General features: G+C 57.4%; 14 protein-coding genes, 1 tRNA gene and 1 pseudogene. 5 read left to right on the forward strand and 11 right to left on the reverse strand.

Going from position 1 to position 17,650, the window contains the following annotated elements; translation table 11 throughout:
* Positions 1-56 precede the first annotated feature (56 nt).
* The 4 genes from EDC30_RS15750 to EDC30_RS15765 all read right to left on the reverse strand — a co-directional run bounded on the left by EDC30_RS15750 (position 57) and on the right by EDC30_RS15765 (position 3,358).
* Positions 57-132: transfer RNA gene (locus tag EDC30_RS15750), tRNA-His, on the reverse strand.
* A 134-nt stretch (positions 133-266) separates the two neighbouring features.
* Entirely contained in the window at positions 267-1,166 is a 900-nt protein-coding gene (gene murI, locus EDC30_RS15755; protein WP_132259813.1) for a glutamate racemase, read from the reverse strand.
* Between the two features lie 17 nt (positions 1,167-1,183).
* Positions 1,184-2,722: a fumarate hydratase gene (locus EDC30_RS15760; RefSeq protein ID WP_132259814.1), complete on the reverse strand. Its 1,539-nt coding sequence runs from the start codon at positions 2,720-2,722 to the stop codon at positions 1,184-1,186.
* Between the two features lie 18 nt (positions 2,723-2,740).
* Positions 2,741-3,358, reverse strand: coding sequence for a YqhA family protein (locus EDC30_RS15765; protein ID WP_132259815.1), 618 nt, complete (start codon positions 3,356-3,358; stop codon positions 2,741-2,743).
* Positions 3,359-3,618: 260 nt separating this feature from the next.
* Here EDC30_RS15765 and acs point away from each other — a divergent pair, with 260 nt between their 5' ends.
* Positions 3,619-5,601, forward strand: a complete 1,983-nt coding sequence (acs, locus tag EDC30_RS15770) for an acetate--CoA ligase (RefSeq protein WP_132259816.1) — start codon at positions 3,619-3,621, stop codon at positions 5,599-5,601.
* A 98-nt stretch (positions 5,602-5,699) separates the two neighbouring features.
* Here the strand turns inward: acs and trxC are convergent, their stop codons facing one another.
* Positions 5,700-6,131: a thioredoxin TrxC gene (gene trxC / locus EDC30_RS15775; RefSeq protein WP_132259817.1), complete on the reverse strand. Its 432-nt coding sequence runs from the start codon at positions 6,129-6,131 to the stop codon at positions 5,700-5,702.
* 272 nt (positions 6,132-6,403) lie between these two features.
* Here trxC and EDC30_RS15780 point away from each other — a divergent pair.
* Positions 6,404-7,504: pseudogene (locus tag EDC30_RS15780) on the forward strand (Do family serine endopeptidase); the annotation flags it as partial.
* A 45-nt stretch (positions 7,505-7,549) separates the two neighbouring features.
* On the opposite strand, the gene EDC30_RS15785 reads toward EDC30_RS15780, so the two are convergent.
* On the reverse strand, positions 7,550-9,358 hold the full coding sequence (locus EDC30_RS15785; RefSeq protein ID WP_132259819.1) for a PHA/PHB synthase family protein: 1,809 nt from the start codon (positions 9,356-9,358) through the stop codon (positions 7,550-7,552).
* 684 nt (positions 9,359-10,042) lie between these two features.
* Between EDC30_RS15785 and EDC30_RS15790 the strand changes: the two genes are divergently transcribed.
* Both EDC30_RS15790 and EDC30_RS15795 read left to right on the forward strand, forming a co-directional pair.
* Complete coding sequence (locus EDC30_RS15790) at positions 10,043-10,312, forward strand: hypothetical protein (RefSeq protein WP_132259820.1); 270 nt, start codon at positions 10,043-10,045, stop codon at positions 10,310-10,312.
* A 235-nt stretch (positions 10,313-10,547) separates the two neighbouring features.
* On the forward strand, positions 10,548-11,948 hold the full coding sequence (locus EDC30_RS15795; protein WP_243656814.1) for a right-handed parallel beta-helix repeat-containing protein: 1,401 nt from the start codon (positions 10,548-10,550) through the stop codon (positions 11,946-11,948).
* A gap of 135 nt (positions 11,949-12,083) precedes the next feature.
* On the opposite strand, the gene EDC30_RS15800 is transcribed toward EDC30_RS15795, so the two are convergent.
* The gene (locus EDC30_RS15800) at positions 12,084-12,410 is read right to left on the reverse strand and encodes a DUF3135 domain-containing protein (protein WP_132259821.1); all 327 of its coding nucleotides are present in this window, start codon (positions 12,408-12,410) and stop codon (positions 12,084-12,086) included.
* A 740-nt stretch (positions 12,411-13,150) separates the two neighbouring features.
* Between EDC30_RS15800 and EDC30_RS19930 the strand changes: the two genes are divergently transcribed.
* Positions 13,151-13,279, forward strand: coding sequence for a hypothetical protein (locus tag EDC30_RS19930; protein ID WP_279389769.1), 129 nt, complete (start codon positions 13,151-13,153; stop codon positions 13,277-13,279).
* 31 nt (positions 13,280-13,310) lie between these two features.
* On the opposite strand, the gene EDC30_RS15810 is transcribed toward EDC30_RS19930, so the two are convergent.
* The 4 genes from EDC30_RS15810 to EDC30_RS15825 form a co-directional block, all read right to left on the reverse strand.
* The gene (locus EDC30_RS15810; RefSeq protein ID WP_132259823.1) at positions 13,311-13,541 is read right to left on the reverse strand and encodes a hypothetical protein; all 231 of its coding nucleotides are present in this window, start codon (positions 13,539-13,541) and stop codon (positions 13,311-13,313) included.
* Between the two features lie 333 nt (positions 13,542-13,874).
* The gene (locus EDC30_RS15815) at positions 13,875-14,669 is read right to left on the reverse strand and encodes a thymidylate synthase (RefSeq protein WP_132259824.1); all 795 of its coding nucleotides are present in this window, start codon (positions 14,667-14,669) and stop codon (positions 13,875-13,877) included.
* Positions 14,670-14,760: 91 nt separating this feature from the next.
* The gene (locus tag EDC30_RS15820; protein WP_132259825.1) at positions 14,761-16,551 is read right to left on the reverse strand and encodes an ABC transporter transmembrane domain-containing protein; all 1,791 of its coding nucleotides are present in this window, start codon (positions 16,549-16,551) and stop codon (positions 14,761-14,763) included.
* Positions 16,548-17,624, reverse strand: coding sequence for a lipocalin-like domain-containing protein (locus EDC30_RS15825; RefSeq protein WP_243656815.1), 1,077 nt, complete (start codon positions 17,622-17,624; stop codon positions 16,548-16,550). Before EDC30_RS15825 ends, EDC30_RS15820 begins: the two co-directional genes overlap by 4 nt.
* Positions 17,625-17,650 lie beyond the last annotated feature (26 nt).

Here is a 17,650-nt window from a genome sequence, read left to right on the forward strand (position 1 = left end):
AAGAGGCATAGAAAGGAAAAGCCCAGCACATGGCCGGGCTTTTCGCATGCATCTGGTGGGGCGACCGACGGGGCTCGAACCCGCGACAACAGGAATCACAATCCTGGACTCTACCAACTGAGCTACAGTCGCCACTGAAACAGCTTTGCCGCAATCACTTGCATATTGGCAGTCCGCCATTATACAAAAGCCTCGCGATTCTGGCAATTGCTTCTGCACTCCGGCTGTAATTTTTTCATCCGGGTGCGCCAGAGCAGGCGATTTGATTAACCGGCAGCCTCGGACTGGATCGCTGAGATCTCAGGATTCAGGTGCAGCAGCGTGCCAAATGCCTGTGCCAGGGCCGTCCGGCTGCCTGTGGTAAATGCCTGCAGCGCGCCGGGTTCGCCTGTCCGACTTCGCAAGCCATGCAGTTCCAGCTGGCGCCCAAGCTGTCGTGCGACCGCTTCGCCGGTATCGATGATTTCGACCGGATGCGCGGAAATTTGCCGGATCAGGGTTTCGATAGCCGGCTGGACGAACGGGTAATGGGTACAGCCGAGTACCAGCGTATCGACGCCTTCCCGCAGCAGGGGCGTGACGTACTGGTTCAACAGCACCAGCGTAGCGGGCGAATGCAGCTCGCCTTTCTCCACCTGGTCGGCGAGGCCCTTGCAGGCCTGGGAAAGGAATTCGACGGAAGTCGCGCTGCTGATCTGCTCGCGCAGCAGCTGAAATTTTTCACTGGCGAGAGTGCGCTCCGTGGCCAGTACGCCAACCTTGCGAGTTTTGGAAATCGCGGCGGCCGGCTTCAAGCCGGGCTCGACGCCGACCACCGGCAGGGCAGGGTAGCGCTCGCGCAGCGCCTTGATGGAGGCAGCAGTAGCGGTATTGCAGGCCACTACCAGTGCCTTGGCGCCCTGGCTCAGCAGGAATTCCGCGATGCCCATGGTGCGGGCAACGATTACGTCAACCGGCTTGCCGCCATAGGGAGCAAAGCCGGAATCGGCAAAATACAGCAGGTTTTCGTTGGGCAGATGCTTGCAGATATGCCGCAAGACCGACAGGCCGCCTATGCCCGAGTCAAAAACGCCGATCGGGCGCAGGCTGGAATCCGCGGAAGAGGCTCCGCGCTGCCGCAGCCGGTCCGGCTTCTCAGCCAGACCGTGGGAGGCAGTTTGCGACATGGAGGGTAGCGAAAAACTTAGACAGTCTTTACCGGGATGCCGATGGCCTTGCCGGAAGCGATGCGCTCCTGCCATTCCTTCGGACCGGTGTTGTGCACGGAGATACCGTTGGCATCGACCGCCACGGTGACCGGCATGTCCTTGACCTCGAATTCGTAGATCGCTTCCATGCCCAGGTCTTCGAAGCCGACCACCTTGGCGCTCTTGATCGCTTTCGAGACCAGATAAGCCGAGCCGCCGACGGCCATCAGGTAAGCTGACTTGTGCTTCTTGATCGATTCGATGGCGACCGGGCCGCGCTCGGCCTTGCCGATCATCGAGATCAAACCGGTCTTTTCCAGCATCATGTCGGTGAACTTGTCCATGCGGGTCGCGGTGGTCGGGCCGGCCGGACCGACGACTTCTTCACGCACCGGATCGACCGGGCCGACGTAGTAGATCACGCGGTTGGTGAAGTCGACCGGCAGCTTTTCGCCCTTGGCCAGCATGTCCTGGATGCGCTTGTGCGCGGCATCGCGGCCGGTCAGCATCTTGCCGTTCAAAAGCAGGGTCTGGCCCGGCTTCCACGAGGCGACTTCCTCCTTCGTTAAGGTGTTCAGGTCGATACGCTTGGATTTCTCGGTATCCGGCACCCACTGCACGTCCGGCCAGTCGGACAGTGACGGCGGTTCGATGTAGGACGGGCCCGAACCATCCAGCACGAAATGCGCATGGCGGGTAGCGGCGCAGTTCGGGATCATGGCGACCGGCTTGGAGGCGGCGTGGGTCGGATAGGTCTTGATCTTGATGTCCAGCACGGTGGTCAGGCCGCCCAGGCCCTGTGCGCCGATGCCGAGCGCATTGACCTTCTCATACAGCTCGATGCGCAATTCTTCCAGCTTGTTCTGCGGGCCGCGCTGCAGCAGTTCGTACATGTCGATGTCTTCCATCAGCGACTCTTTCGCCAGCATCATGGCCTTCTCGGCGGTGCCGCCGACGCCGATGCCCAGCATGCCCGGCGGGCACCAGCCTGCGCCCATGGTCGGCACGGTCTTCAGGACCCAGTCGACCAGGTTGTCGCTCGGGTTCATCATGACGAACTTCGACTTGTTTTCGGAGCCGCCGCCCTTGGCCGCGACGATGACGTCGATGGTATTGCCCGGCACCACGCTCATGTGCACCACAGCCGGCGTATTGTCCTTGGTGTTCTTGCGGTCGAAGATCGGGTCCGACAGCACGGAAGCGCGCAGCACGTTATCCGGATTCAGGTAACCGCGGCGCACGCCTTCGTTGACCGCATCCTCGATCGAGCCCTTGAAGCCTTCGAAGCGCACATCCATGCCGATCTTCAGGAAGACGTTGACGATGCCGGTGTCCTGGCAGATCGGACGGCGGCCTTCGGCGCACATCTTCGAGTTGGTCAGGATTTGCGCGATGGCGTCCTTGGCAGCCGGGCTTTGCTCGCTCTCGTAGGCGCGCGCCAGATGCTGGATGTAATCCTGAGGATGGTAGTAAGAGATGTACTGAAGTGCTGCAGCGACCGATTCGATCAGGTCTTCTTGCTTGATGATAGTCATGTCAGTGCTTTCAAAAGATTAATGATGAGGATTCGGTCCGTGGGCGGCATTGAGCAGCTTGTCGGTATAGGCGATTGCCAGCGCCGACAGCAGGAAAGTAATGTGAATGCCGGTTTGCGCCAGCAGTACCTTGATGTCATAGGCGCCGGCATTGATAAAGGTCTTCAACAAATGGATCGATGAAATGCCGATGATGGCAGTGGCCAGCTTGACTTTCAGCACCGAAGCGTTCACATGCGACAGCCATTCCGGCTGGTCCGGGTGATTTTCCAAGTTCATGCGCGACACAAAGGTTTCATAGCCGCCGACGATCACCATGATCAGCAGGTTGGAAATCATGACAACGTCGATCAGGCCGAGCACCACCAGCATGATCGTGGTTTCAGTCAGTTTGGTGCCGCGTGGCGCGCCATCGATGGAGACAGCGGTCAGGATGTGCTCAAGGGAGCTGGCATTGCCAAATGCCGCACCGATCAGGTCAGTGAGTTCAACCCAGAAATGAAATACATACACGGCTTGCGCCAGGATCAAGCCCAGATACAGCGGCAGCTGCAGCCAACGGCTCATGAAAATCAGATTGGGTAGAGGGCGGATAGGCCGGCTGGCCACCAGATTTGGATCTTCCTTCAAAGACATGCTCTTCCTAAAAGTAATGCGTAAAAATGAATCTCTGCAATTTTACACGCCGCCGACCATGGCTTGCACGGCCTTATTTACCGGAGATATGGGAATTGATATTTCGCTTGTTAGGAAACAAGCCACTTTTCGATAAGCGTGCAAATTAAATAACTAGGGATACAATAGTAAAAAATACATGGTCTGGCGCTGCCAATAACTTTCTGCGCCCAATTTGGTGCAATTTATTTAATTAATTCAACAGCTTGCAGGAGACTTTCATGGCTGAAGCAGATAACACCAAACAGGAAAGCCGCATATTCGAGCCGCCGGCTTCACTGGTGCAGCAGGCAACGATTTCAGGAATGCCGGCTTATCAGGCACTGTGCCAGGAAGCGGAGCGCGACTATGAAGGCTTCTGGGGCCGGCTTGCCAATGAAACCCTGGAATGGCACAAACCCTTCACCAAGGTGCTGGATGAGTCCAAGGCGCCGTTTTACCAATGGTTCAACGACGGCGAGTTGAACGTTTCCTATAATTGCCTAGACCGCAATCTGAAGAATGGCAACGCCGACAAGGCCGCGATCCTGTTCGAGGCCGATGGCGGCGAGGTTACCCGCGTCACTTACCGCGACCTCTACGAGCGCGTCTGCCGGCTGGCCAATGGCTTGAAGTCATTGGGCATCAAGAAGGGCGACCGCGTCGTCATTTACATGCCCATGTCGGTCGAAGGCATCGCCGCCATGCAGGCCTGCGCGCGCATCGGCGCCACCCACTCGGTCGTTTTTGGCGGCTTTTCCGCCAAGTCGCTGCAGGAACGCATCAACGATGCCGGCGCCGTGGCGGTGATTACGGCTGACGAGCAGCAGCGTGGCGGCAAGCAGCTGCCGCTCAAGGCCATTGTCGATGAGGCAATTTCGCTGGGCGGCTGCGAAAGCATCAGGAACGTCATCGTCTACCGCCGCACGGGCGGCAATATTGGTTTCACAGAAGGGCGCGACCTGTGGCTGCATGAACTGGTGGCTAACCAGCCCACCGACTGCGAGCCGGAATGGGTCAATGCCGAGCACCCGCTGTTCATCCTCTACACGTCCGGCTCCACCGGCAAGCCCAAGGGCGTACAGCACTCCTCCGGCGGCTACCTGCTGTGGACGGCCCTGACGATGAAGTGGACCTTCGATATCAAGCCGCAGGATATTTTCTGGTGCACCGCCGATATCGGCTGGGTCACCGGCCACAGCTACATCACCTATGGCCCGCTGGCGGTGGGCGCCACGCAAATCGTCTTCGAAGGCATTCCGACCTATCCGAATGCCGGGCGCTTCTGGGACATGATCGCCCGCCACAAGGCAACCATCTTCTATACCGCTCCCACGGCGATCCGCTCGCTGATCAAGGCGGCCGATGCCGATGCAAATGTGCATCCGTCGAAATACGATCTTTCCAGCCTGCGCATTCTGGGCTCGGTGGGTGAGCCGATCAACCCGGAAGCCTGGATGTGGTATTACCGTAACGTCGGTCAGGAGCGCTGCCCGATCGTCGACACCTTCTGGCAAACCGAGACCGGCGGCCACATGATCACGCCATTGCCGGGTGCTACGCCGATGGTGCCGGGTTCCTGCACCTTACCCTTGCCGGGCATCATGGCGGCAATCGTGGACGAGACTGGCCATGATTTGCCTAATGGGCAAGGCGGCATCCTGGTGGTGAAGCGTCCCTGGCCATCCATGATCCGCACCATCTGGAACGACCCGGAGCGCTTCAAGAAGAGTTATTTTCCGGAAGAGTTTGGCGGCAAGCTGTACCTGGCAGGCGACGGGGCGATCCGTAACAAGGACACCGGCTACTTCACCATCACCGGCCGTATCGACGATGTGCTCAATGTCTCGGGGCATCGCATGGGCACGATGGAAATCGAGTCGGCGCTGGTGGCGCACCCCCTGGTGGCCGAAGCGGCAGTGGTAGGCAAGCCGGACGAGACCACGGGTGAAGCGATCTGCGCCTTCGTGGTGCTGAAGCGAGCCCGGCCAAGCGGCGACGAGGCCAAGCAGATCGCCAAGGAATTGCGCGACTGGGTGGCGAAAGAGATCGGGCCAATTGCCAAGCCCAAGGAATTGCGCTTTGGCGACAACCTGCCGAAGACGCGTTCGGGCAAGATCATGCGGCGCTTACTGCGCGTGCTGGCCAAGGGCGAAGAAATTACCCAGGATATCTCCACCCTCGAAAACCCGGCCATCCTGGATCAGCTGAAGCAGGCGCAATAGGCATCGCTTTCACGCTATCGAATTGGCGAGAGTTGGCGCGGCAAATGCCGCGCCTTTTTTATCGGAGCCACGCTAGTTGAAGACCTGGAGCATGGCGTTCAAGCGGCTGCGCTGCGTGCCCAGCGCACAATATCGACTGTGCCCATGGCGCCGGCCTGGCGCGCGATCTCGCGTCCGTTCCTGAAGATCGCCAGGGTAGGGATGCTGCGAATGGCGTAACGGGCGGCCAGTTCCTGTTGTTCTTCCGTATTCACCTTCGCCAGGCGGAAGTGCGGCTCCAGTTGCGCCGCGGCTTGTTCGAAAGCCGGCGCCATCATACGGCATGGACCGCACCAGGAAGCCCAGAAATCGACCAGCAAGGGAATGTCGCTTTTCTCCAGTTGCCGCTCAAATTCGGATCTGTTCAATGCCACCGGCTGTCCGGAAAACAGCGGGCGATGGCAGCGTCCGCAATCGGGCGCGTCACGGAGTCGCTCGTCGGGAACGCGATTGACCGCCTGGCAAGCAGGGCAAACGAGATGCAGTGACATGGCGTGGACTTTCCTGGCTAGATGATGAACCGGTTTGATCGGAAAACTGTTGCTTAGACATGTGGGCTTGCCGCTTGAATTCAAGGGAATGATGTTGTGGTTGATGCAGATGAAGGCCGTTTTCAGGGCATGTAGGCATCATAGGCATGGCTATGCCGTATCCAGGGGGCGGAACCTTCTGGCTGCCACGCAAGCGACGACATTCTTCCATTCTCATTCTCTCGAAACAAGGAGCAAGCATGTTCAAGCGGTCAGCACATTCTGCAAGTTGTATGGCTGCAATACTGCTTGTGGCACTGGCAGCATGTTCCCGTTCATCCGACGAATCCGCCACGCCGTCTGCGACCGTGGCGTCAACGCCGCCGACAACAGTTCAGGCAGGACCTGCGCCAGGGATAAGCCTGCCGAACTTTGTCGGCCTGGTGAAGCGAGAGGGGCCGGCAGTCGTCAATATCAGTACCTTGCGCGCGGGTCGTGGCGGGCCGCGCGAGGGCGATCCCTTCTACGAATTCTTCAAGCGCTTCGGCGGCGTTCCGGAATTCGGCGAAGCACCGCAGGTCGGGCTTGGTTCGGGATTCATCGTCAACGCCGACGGCTATGTTCTCACGAATGCCCATGTCGTTGCCGATACCGATGAAGTCATGGTAAAGCTGACCGATAAGCGGGAATTTCAAGCCAAGGTTGTCGGCGTCGACCGCTACACCGATGTGGCGCTCATCAAGATCGATGCCAAGAATCTTCCGGTGGTAACGCTGGGAGACCCGAACAGGCTGGAGGCCGGCGAATGGGTGGCGGCGATCGGTGCGCCTTTCGGGTTTGAAAACAGCGTCACAGTCGGGGTGGTGAGCGCCAAGGGACGGTTGCTTCCCAATGGCAGTTATGTGCCGTTCATCCAGACTGATGTAGCAGTCAATCCGGGAAATTCAGGCGGTCCCTTGTTCAGCACGCGCGGCGATGTCATCGGGATTAATTCCCAGATCTATAGCCAGACCGGAGGTTACATGGGCATATCCTTTGCCATCCCGATCGATATCGCGATGGACGTCGCCAAGCAATTGCGCGAAACCGGCAAGGTCGTGCGCGGACGCATCGGCGTGCAGTCGCAGGAATTGACGCAGGATCTGGCGACAGCGCTCGGCTTGAAGGAGGCGCATGGCGTGCTGGTCGCTGCGGTGCAGCGTGGCGGTCCCGCAGACCGGGCGGGAATTATTCCGGGCGACATCATCCTGAATTACAACGGCAAGGTTGTGGAGAATCCGGCGGAGCTGGCAAGGCAAGTCAGCGGCACGCGTCCCGGCACGACGGTCAACGCCGAGGTTTGGCGTAAGGGGAAATCAATCTCCGTGAAAATCAAGGTGGAGGAATTGAGTGCCTGAGTGCGAATGTCCGATACGGATAATACGCTGAGTTAAATTAAGTCAGGGCTGCAGGACATATTTTCCCGGCGCGTTGTAGAGCACTTGGCCGAAGGGCGGTGGCTCGATACGTTTGCCGGATTGTTTGCGCAGCCAGCGTTCCCATTCCGGCCACCACGAGCCATCATGCCGTTGCGTCCTGGATTGCCAGATATCCGGATCGACATAGGGATCATGGTGCTGGCTGGTCGCCACCTGATAGCTGCGCCGCGGGTGACCGGGAGGCGACACCACGCCGGCGTTGTGGCCGCCGGTGGTCAGCAGGTACGTCACTTCGGTATCGGTCAGGAGGTGGATCTTGAACGTGGAGCGCCATGGCGCGACATGGTCCGCCAATGTCCCTACCGAAAATATCGGAACGCGGATATCGGTAAGGGCGACCGGCTGGTCTTCAATGCAATAGCTGCCTTCGGCAAGTTCATTGTCGAGGAAAAGCTTGCGCAGGTATTCGGAATGCATCCGGAACGGCATGCGGGTGGCATCGACATTCCATGCCATCAGGTCGTTATAGGGCTCGGCGCGGCCAAGCAGGTATTGGTTCAGCCGACGCGACCAGATCAGGTCGTTCGAACGCAGCAATTGAAATGCTCCCGCCATCTGCTTGGTATCGAGATAGCCCTGGTCCCACATGATGGCTTCGAGCAGGGTGATCTGGCTCTCATCGATGAACAGCGACAGTTCGCCCGGATCCTTGAAATCGACCTGGGCGGCAAACAACGTCATGCTGGCCAGCCGCCGGTCATTGTGGCGTGCCATGCATGCCGCGGCAATCGACAGCAAGGTGCCGCCGAGGCAGTAGCCGACCGCGTTGACATGCGGCGCGCCGGTTTCCTCGATGGTCACCCGCAGCGCATCCATCACTCCCAGCCGGCGGTAATCTTCCAGCGACAAGTCGCGGTCGGAGGCCTGCGGGTTTTTCCATGAAATCATGAAAACCGTGTAGCCCTGATCCACCAGGTACTTGACCAGCGAATTCTTTGGCGACAGGTCGAGGATGTAGTACTTCATGATCCATGCCGGCACGAACAGGACCGGCATCTCGTGGACCGTTTCCGTCGTCGGCTCGTAGCGGATCAGTTCGATGAGGCGATTGCGATAGACGACCTTGCCCGGTGTGATCGCGAGGTTCTTGCCGACCTTGAACTCCGTGCGATCCTGCGGATGCGTGTCGTTGATGGCGTGCTCCCAATCCTTGGCGGCATTCTGCATGCCGGCAAGGAGATTTTTTCCTCCCGTATGCAAGGTCTCATTCAACACCACCGGATTCGTCAGCAAGAAATTCGACGGCGAATACATGTCGAGGATCTGGCGGACAATGAAATTGATGACTTCCTCGTGGTGGAGCGACATGCCCGACACATCGGTGGTGGCGCGATGCCACCATTGCTGCGTCATCAGAAAGCCTTGCGAAATGACGTTGAAAGGCCAGCGTCGCCAAGCCGGATCGGCGAAGCGCTTGTCCTGCGGCAGCGGCGTAACCGACGTTATCTCGGCATTCGGATCATCCTGTGCCACTTCCAGTTCGTATTCGCTCAGGCGCATTATCTTGCGTACCGCGTCGGTCAGCAGCTCCTGCTGCTTGGACGGCGAATACTGGACATGCAGCAACCAGTCAACGTAGGCCATCCAGATCGACATCGGCGAAACGTTGGCTGTCAGCTTGCCGATCCAGGATTTGAGGATGCGATCAAGGTTGGCAGAGGGCGCCTGGTTGTATGGTTCGTGATAGAAGGGATATTCACGATGCAGGGTGCCGAGCCATGGACTGGCCATGCGTTCGGCACCCGCAGGTGCTGTGATTGGCTTATCCATGGCAACCGCCTTTGTTGAAAGTGATTGCAGGCATGATCGACACCTTACTTGATAAGACTGTCGTTAGACTGTATTGAGCTGGATAGTGTTCGCTACTTGGGTGTTGCGCCTGGCGATCAGGCGCCAGGGGACTGGATGAGCGGGAAAAGATATAAAAAAACCGCTCCTGCTATACGAGCGGTTTTCATGAAAGGCTTGGTTTGACCAGCACCGTCCGGCCACGTCATGGCCTAAGGAGAACATGCGCTGGCGCGGCAAAAAAGGAATTAATCGAGATCGTTCCAGGAATCGCGTCTGGCCTGGGCAATATAGGCGCGATCCAGGGAAAACACCTTGTCGAGATCTTTGACAGTCACGCCGTCTTCAGAGCTAAACCAGATCAACCCAATACTGATTAATGCAAGAACAAGTACTACCGAAATAGTCAAGATGAACAGCATCAAAATCACCATCGAAACGAGAATGAGCGGATTGTAGATCGAAATTAATTCTTAGTGGCATTTATTTGAAAATTTCTGGTAGTCGGTGTGGCAACACAGTTAGCAGCATGCGCAAAGTTCAGAGAAGAGAAAAGGCCGCAGCACGACAGATACAACCATTGAGCAGTCACAATAATTAATCGTTGCCAACTTTTATCCTTGCTTCTAGTACAACCCTGCAAACGGGATCACTAGGAGGATGACAATGCTAAACGAGCTGTCAAACAATGAAACAGACCTGAATGTGGATGGCGTAATGTTTACTCTTGCCGAGGGATTTTCTAGAAGGAAATGCATCGTGCTGAAGCAAGCCTTATATCTTCTTTCCGAGGATGCGGATCCGCAGGATCTGGATGCCATTTACCGGCGACATGAATACAAGATTCAGCAAGTGGCAAGGCGCATGTTGCACTCCAGCATGGCCGATAAGCCATTGGTGATCGGACCCTGGGCTTTCCGCGCCCAGGCTGCATGACGACATGGATTGAACAACGAACGGCGTCATCCTTGCATTAGACGGCGCCGGAAAGGAAGATTGTCAGTTTTGCCAGCAATACATTGATCCGTTACACTCCGGGATCTGCAAGACGGGAAGTTCGCCTAATGGCTTCCCGTTTCTCACCATCCTTTGAGCGAACACGGACATGCCTGCCGCATTTTTCCTTATCCGTAAGCGAATTCTGTGGAGCCTGATTGGCGTCCTGCTAATCATGATGCTCCTTCTGGCTTTCGCCATCGGGCACTTGAAAATCGCTCCCCGTTCGCTTGGGCCTTACCTGGAGCGACGATCGCTGGGGCATCATGCCCTGATCGAGAAATCGGGGCGTTGGCTGAGCCAAACCCTCGTCACGCTAGACCGTGGCGAACAACTTCCTTTTGCCTTGCCGCCGCTGACATTGGGGGCGCAACATGCTTCATCCGCGACCGCGCCCGCCGTTGCGGGCAAAGGCGAACGCGAGGTCATCGTCGATTCCCCCGCATCTGCCCGTGCCGCCATCGAAGGGGCACGTCCGGGCGATGTCATCACATTTTTGTCCGGCACTTATTATTTTGACGGGCGCTCCATACAGGCGAGGCAAGCCGGGATGCCGGACAAACCGATTACCGTCCGGGCGCAGCATGCAGGCAAGGTAGTGCTGCATTTCGCCATCACCGAAGGATTCAAGGTTTCCAAGCCTTACTGGATTTTCGAAGGCTTGACGATCAGGGGCGTGTGCAAGGCCCATGCCGAATGCGAACATGCCTTCCATGTCGTAGGTGAGGCTTCCCATTTCATCGCCCGCAATAATGTCGTTGAAGATTTCAACTCGCACTTCAAGGTGAACGGGGAAGCAGGAATTTATCCGGACCAGGGCATTATCGAAGCGAATACGCTGACCAATGCCGGCGTGCGGCAAACCAGCAACCCGGTCACGCCGATTGACATGGTGGGCGCCAGTGACTGGAAAATCCAACGCAATCTCATCACCGACTTCGTGAAAGGGGATGGCAATCTTGTCAGTTACGGGGCGTTTGCCAAGGGAGCCGGCAGCGGCAACCGCTTTGAAAAAAATATCGTGCTTTGCGAACATCGCTTGCGCGAATTTCCTGGTCAACGCGTCGGGTTGTCGTTCGGCGGCGGCGGAACGGGCACGCAATTTTGCCGCGACCGGCGTTGCTTGACCGAGCACGATGGCGGCAGCATCAATGACAACCTGATTGCCTTTTGTTCGGACGACGGGATCTATCTGAACAAATCTGCGACAGCCCGCGTGACGCATAACACGCTGCTCGATACAGCAGGGATCACGGTACGCTTTGCCGTCAGCAGCGCCGACCTGGAAGGCAATCTCGTGGATGGCATCATTCGCAGCCGGGATGATGGCGTCGTGCGTGATGCGGATAATCTTGTCGGCGGAATTTATGGCAGCTACCTGGGTTGGCATGCCATGCGCAAGCTGTATCGCCAGCCTTCCGAACTCGACCTTGCCTGGCAGGGTAAGGTGCCGCGGCGTCGGCCCGCTGCAGTTGACGCGATCGATTTATGCAACGGCAAACGGGCAGCGCGCGCGGCCTACGGAGCCTTCGAGGATTTCGCCGGATGCCGGCAGGAGACGGCAAAAGCTCACTGATCCACGGTTCCGCAACACATCGCCAAGTTGTTCACATGAACCGTGAACAAGCTTGTGGATAAGCTTGGGAGAAATCCTCTAAGTGAATGATTTGGAAGGCTAATTTCTTGCTGGCAAAAAATAGGGCAGGATGTCTTACCTGACCCGTTCTATTAGCAAGCGGGCTTGAAGTTCGCTCAAGCTATGGCAAGCCTGATGCCAGGACTCTCGTAATTCCTTCAGCGACTCGGCCATCATTTCAAACGCCTGGTTGGCTGCCTGAGCCGGACTGCCGGCGGAAGCCCGAGTCGCTTCGATACGAGCCAGTAGCCTTTCAAGACTCGGTTGGTGTTCTACAGGAGCGGCTCTGACGGCGTCCCACAATAAGTGCCGGCGCAATGCTTCGAATGCTTCCGGGTCGTGTTCATGCAAGCTCACCAGCATGTCAAAGTCAGGAATTACTGGCGTAGTAGTAACGGACATATAGAGCCCCAGGCAGTCATTGATCGAATGACTTTGACAATAAATCTTTGATTGTCGGGGCCGTTATGTTCTATCAACTACCTCGCCTGGTTCGCCTGCTTGTACTCAAAGCCCGGTTCTTCAGCAGGGAAGAACACAAAATACCGGCTTGAATATGTCTTGTTTGTGCGGGTGCGTCCTCAGCACTGGCATCCGAGGATCAGGCGACGCGACCTGGCATATTCATTATCTTCATACAACGCATCCCGGCACTCATTGCTGCAAAACGTGCGCCGATTGGAAAGCGGATGGTTGCAGTACCAGCATGCCCTCGCATGGCGGTCTTCCTCGCTTGATTTGGTGATGGGCTGATAAGCAAAAACTGCCTGTTTCAACTCGCTAGTGAAATACCTCAGTGCTGATTCCATTTGTCTCCTCCATTTTTATTTACCGTCAGGACGTCGCTTGCAAATGCTTGAGCAAGGTTAATTCTTCTTGGAAGAGAGAGCGTGAGCTAAATCAACTAGTAGATGTTTCTCAATCGGTGTGCATTGCAGCAATAAAACTGGAGGAAAGCTTGCCTTTTATTTGGGCAGGCGATTAAGGCGGAAAGTGTTGTATGCAATTGACTGAAAGCCTACGGAATGTCGCAAATCAACACTAATTGACGAATACCCCGATATATTCTCGTTTTTACGGCCTACAATAAATTACTAACCCTCAAAAATTGTCGGCGGGATTTTGATACATGGAGTGGTATCGTGGAAGCACAGAATCAAACATTTAATCAGCGCTGGGACAAGCTGGAAACAGCGCGGCGCCAGACCAGAAAAATCGCTTACGCCTTGATGGCAGTAGTCCTGACTTCCCTGGTCGTTGCCATAGCTTAAGCTAAAGACAAGCAAGGCATTGGGATGGAAATCACTGCTTGTCGGTGTCTTTTGCCACCGAGCGGTTATTCAATTCATCGCGAATTGCCTGAGCCTCTATCCCTGCTTTCTGGAGCTGCTCAATCAATTGCGGAATATCGTCAGGGTGCACGGTGATGATCGCAACTTCCTGATTGTAGTTTTCCTGTTTCATGCGGACATGGCCTAGCCGTCCGATGGAAACTTCGACTGAATCTCGTAATTCGAAAATCGTGTTACTCATGATGCATATCCGGGAGCGACTTGAGTCGGATTGCCTATTTTACTGTAATTGCGCCCAGTAAATTGTTGTAATCCTGCTGTTGTGCAGTAGAAATAAATGTGATCCGGCAAAGAAGTGGCAATCTGGCAATTTATTGCTATGACTTGTACCCAGAAGATTACAAGTTTGTAAAAATCCTGGCGTGATGCCTTGCGGCCTGCTCAGTTTACGTGACGTTTTTACGAGCATGCAAACTTAACGACCAGCTCGGCAAGGCTTGATTAAGCACACAACATCCATCCCAACGCGGCAAGAATCACATCAAAAATAAAAGGCGGCGCCGGGCCGCCTTTTTCATACTGCTACCGGCGCCTTGATGGGCGGATGCGATTGGTAGCCGACGATTTCAAAATCCTCGAATTTGTAATCGAAGATGGATTCCGGCTTGCGCTTGATGTGCAGGGTCGGCAGCGGCAAGGTCTCGCGCGAGAGTTGCTCGTTCACTTGCTCCATGTGGTTGGAGTAGAGGTGGCAATCGCCGCCGGTCCAGATGAATTCACCCGTTTCGAGTCCTGCCTGTTGCGCCATCATGTGGGTCAGCAGGGCATAGGAAGCGATATTGAACGGCACGCCGAGGAAGATATCGGCGCTGCGCTGATAAAGCTGGCACGACAGCTTGCCGTCCGCGACGTAGAACTGGAAGAAGGCATGGCAGGGCGGCAGCTTCATCTGCGGGATATCGGCCACGTTCCAGGCCGAGACGATCATGCGGCGCGAGTCCGGGTTGTGCTTGATTTGCTCCAGCACCTGGGCGATCTGGTCAATGTGGCGGCCGTCCGGCGCCGGCCAGGAGCGCCACTGGTAACCGTAGATTGGCCCCAGGTTGCCTTCGGCATCAGCCCATTCGTCCCAGATCGAGACGCCATTGTCTTTCAGGTACTTGATGTTGGTGGAACCGGCCAGAAACCAGATCAGCTCGTGAATGATGGACTTCAGGTGCAGCTTCTTGGTGGTCACCAGCGGAAAGCCATCCTGCAGATTGAAGCGCATCTGGTAGCCGAACACCGAGCGGGTGCCGGTGCCGGTGCGGTCGGTTTTTTCGGTGCCATGTTCCAGGACATGGCGCATCAGATCGAGATATTGGCGCATGCGTATTTCGTGTTTGTGGCGGCGCCCGCCGTCGCGGGTTCAGCCCGGCATCCTACCATAATGGCGCGGGAAATTATCCGGAAAAGCTGCTTCAGGTCTGGCCGAACTGCAGCGCTGCCAGGCTGGCATAGAGCCCGCCGTGCGCGACCAGTTCCGCATGGGTGCCGGATTCGACGATGCGGCCATGTTCCATGACCACGATGCGGTCGGCGCGCTGCACGGTGGCCAGGCGGTGCGCAATGACCAGCGTCGTGCGGCCTTGCATGGCGGCTTCCAGTGCGCTTTGCACCAGTCTTTCGGATTCGGCGTCCAGCGCGCTGGTGGCTTCATCCAAAAGCAGCAGGGGCGGGTTTTTCAGCAAGGCTCGTGCAATGGCGATGCGCTGGCGCTGGCCACCGGAGAGCCGTACGCCGCGCTCGCCGAGGAAGGTGCGATAGCCCTCCGGCAGGCGTTCGATGAATTCGTGCGCGGCTGCCATTTTCGCTGCATTCAATACGTCGTCGTCGCTGGCATCGGGACGGCCATAGCGGATGTTTTCCATCGCGTCTGCGGAAAAAATCACGGTATCCTGCGGGACGATGCCGATTTGGCTACGCAAGTCATGCAAATCGAGGCGGCGGATATCCATGCCATCCAGGTGAATGTTGCCTTGCTGAGGATCGTAAAAACGCAGCAGCAGTTGAAACAAGGTGGTCTTGCCTGCGCCGGATGGGCCGACGATCGCTACCGTCTCGCCAGGAGCAACGCTCAGTGAGAGCTGGGAAAGCGAGGGCGTCTGCGGACGCGATGGATAGCAAAAGCCGACGTCGTGTAGCGTCAGTGCAGCGCCGCTGCTATCGCGTTGCGGCAAAGGATGCGGATGCGCCGGCGTCTGGATCGGTGAGCTTAACGTCAGCAATTCCAGCAGGCGTTCTGTGGCGCCGGCGGCACGCTGCGCATCGCCCAATACTTCTGAAAGCGCACCAATGGCGCCGGCAACGATGACAGCATAGAGAATGAACTGCCCGAGCTGGCCGGCGGTCATGCTGCCGTTCAGAACGGCTTGCGCGCCTAGCCACAGCACGAATACGATCGCGCCGAAGACCAGCAGGATCGCCAATGCGGTGAGCTGCGAGCGGGCGCGGATGCGCGCGATGGCAGTAGCGAAAGCCTGTTCGACTGTGGCGGCAAAGCGCTGCGATTCGCGCCTTTCCTGGGTATAGGCTTGTACGGTTGGCATGGCATTGAGGATTTCGCCCGCCAGCGCGGAGGCGGCGGCGATGCGATCCTGCGAGTCGCGTGACAGTTTGCGCACTCTTCGGCCAAACAGGATGATGGGCACGATGACCAATGCCAGCAACACCAGGATGAGCAGTGAGAGACGCGCGCTGGTGAGAAACAGCATCACCATGCCGCCGCCAAGGAGCAGGGCATTGCGCAGGGCCATGGAAATGCTGGTGCCGACCAGCGTCTGGATCAGCGTGGTATCGGTGGTCAGGCGGGACAGAACTTCGCCAGTCTGGGCTGTCTCGAAAAACTGCGGGCTTTGTTCGACCACGTGCCGATACACTGCGTTGCGCAGGTCGGCAGTCACCCGCTCTCCCAGCCAGGACACCACATAAAAGCGCGCGGCGGTGGCAAGCGCCAGCACGCAGGCGACGCCGAACAATGCGAGAAAGTAGCGGTCGATATGCGCGGCGCTTGCGGCGGCTGCCGTGCCGGCGGCGCCGAAGCCGAGGTCGATCATTTGGCGGAATGCGTAAGGGATCGCCAGGGTGGCGCCAGCCGCTACCAGCAGGGCTATGCCAGCCAGAATGAATCGGCTGCGGTAGGGGCGCAAAAAAGGAAAGAGGGCGGCCAGTGTGGCTAAACTGCTTTTGGTGTGCGAAGTCGTTGTAGTCATAGTTTCAGCGGTTTGACGTAGCCTGTCAGTTCCAGATAGCCTTTGCCTGACGGCTGGCCGTTACGTTCGAGCCTGATAGCGCCTTCCCAGTAGACGGCGCCGGTGGATTGACGTGAATCGAGTTCCTGATCGTCCTGCAGCGGTGATATGCGCCAGGTATGCGGGCCGACGACCAGGTCTTGCTCGATTGGGTAACTGGCGCCAGTGCTCGGCGATCGCCAGCGGCGCTGCTGGATGAAATCGACCTGGTCGGTTGCAAATTTACTGACATTGCCGGCGGCGTCGCGCATGGCGGCATGTGCCCATATCTTCTTGCCATCCTTGCCGCGGATCTGGAATGCCATCAGTGCGCCGCCATCGTCGAGGTTCACTCCCAGCCAGTCCCAGCCGGCGGCGCTCGCGTCCAGCACGCTGGTGGACCATTCGTGATCGAGCCAGGCGCTGCCAGTTACCGTTTGTGCCTTGCCGGCGCGGACGATGTTGCCGCTGACCTTGAGCTGCGGCTGGCTGTAGTAATAACTTGCCTGTTCCGGGAGCGGCCCCTTGCGGGAAAATCCCTGTTCGCCTTGCAGCATCGGCGGCTGCTGTGGCGTCAGCTCCAGTTCGAGAGAAAACTCGCGTGCGGCAATGCTGGCGAGGTAACGTCCATCCTTGTTGCGCCTGAAACTCCAGGTGTCGAGCTTGACGTCGGTATCGCCTTGCCTGGCGTATGCCAATCCAAATCCTTCGCGCGCGCTTTTCTGGTCATGCAATAGCTTGCCCAATGCCGGGTCGGAGAGTGCCACATGCGCAATGATCAGTTGATGCGGTGCGAAGCGGCTTGGATTGGCTCGGTCATGATCGCTCGCCGAGCGGAAGAAGGTGACCTGAAAGCCCAGCGGCTTGCCATCCGGTGCCTGGAGCCAGCCGGTGACATACCACCATTCGGTACGAAAATTCGGATGCGCGCCATAGTCTTGCGGGAAGGTGAGCGACTTTCCTGGCACGACGGCTGCCAATTTGGGTGGCGCGGCAAGCGCGGGCCTTGCGCTAGTTGTCACCGTCGCCGCGCTTGCGACCATCAACGCCAGCATGGCTATCCTGATGAGCGCTCGTAAAT

Source organism: Paucimonas lemoignei (assembly GCF_004342585.1).
GTDB classification, from domain to species: domain Bacteria; phylum Pseudomonadota; class Gammaproteobacteria; order Burkholderiales; family Burkholderiaceae_D; genus Paucimonas; species Paucimonas lemoignei.

Coding starts and splice junctions, on each gene's coding strand:
- murI (WP_132259813.1), bottom strand. CDS start 1,166: ATGTCGCAAACTGCCTCCCACGGTCTGGCTGAGAAGCCGGACCGGCTG.
- EDC30_RS15760 (WP_132259814.1), bottom strand. CDS start 2,722: ATGACTATCATCAAGCAAGAAGACCTGATCGAATCGGTCGCTGCAGCA.
- EDC30_RS15765 (WP_132259815.1), bottom strand. CDS start 3,358: ATGTCTTTGAAGGAAGATCCAAATCTGGTGGCCAGCCGGCCTATCCGC.
- acs (WP_132259816.1), top strand. CDS start 3,619: ATGGCTGAAGCAGATAACACCAAACAGGAAAGCCGCATATTCGAGCCG.
- trxC (WP_132259817.1), bottom strand. CDS start 6,131: ATGTCACTGCATCTCGTTTGCCCTGCTTGCCAGGCGGTCAATCGCGTT.
- EDC30_RS15785 (WP_132259819.1), bottom strand. CDS start 9,358: ATGGATAAGCCAATCACAGCACCTGCGGGTGCCGAACGCATGGCCAGT.
- EDC30_RS15790 (WP_132259820.1), top strand. CDS start 10,043: ATGCTAAACGAGCTGTCAAACAATGAAACAGACCTGAATGTGGATGGC.
- EDC30_RS15795 (WP_243656814.1), top strand. CDS start 10,548: ATGATGCTCCTTCTGGCTTTCGCCATCGGGCACTTGAAAATCGCTCCC.
- EDC30_RS15800 (WP_132259821.1), bottom strand. CDS start 12,410: ATGTCCGTTACTACTACGCCAGTAATTCCTGACTTTGACATGCTGGTG.
- EDC30_RS15810 (WP_132259823.1), bottom strand. CDS start 13,541: ATGAGTAACACGATTTTCGAATTACGAGATTCAGTCGAAGTTTCCATC.
- EDC30_RS15815 (WP_132259824.1), bottom strand. CDS start 14,669: ATGCGCCAATATCTCGATCTGATGCGCCATGTCCTGGAACATGGCACC.
- EDC30_RS15820 (WP_132259825.1), bottom strand. CDS start 16,551: ATGACTACAACGACTTCGCACACCAAAAGCAGTTTAGCCACACTGGCC.
- EDC30_RS15825 (WP_243656815.1), bottom strand. CDS start 17,624: ATGCTGGCGTTGATGGTCGCAAGCGCGGCGACGGTGACAACTAGCGCA.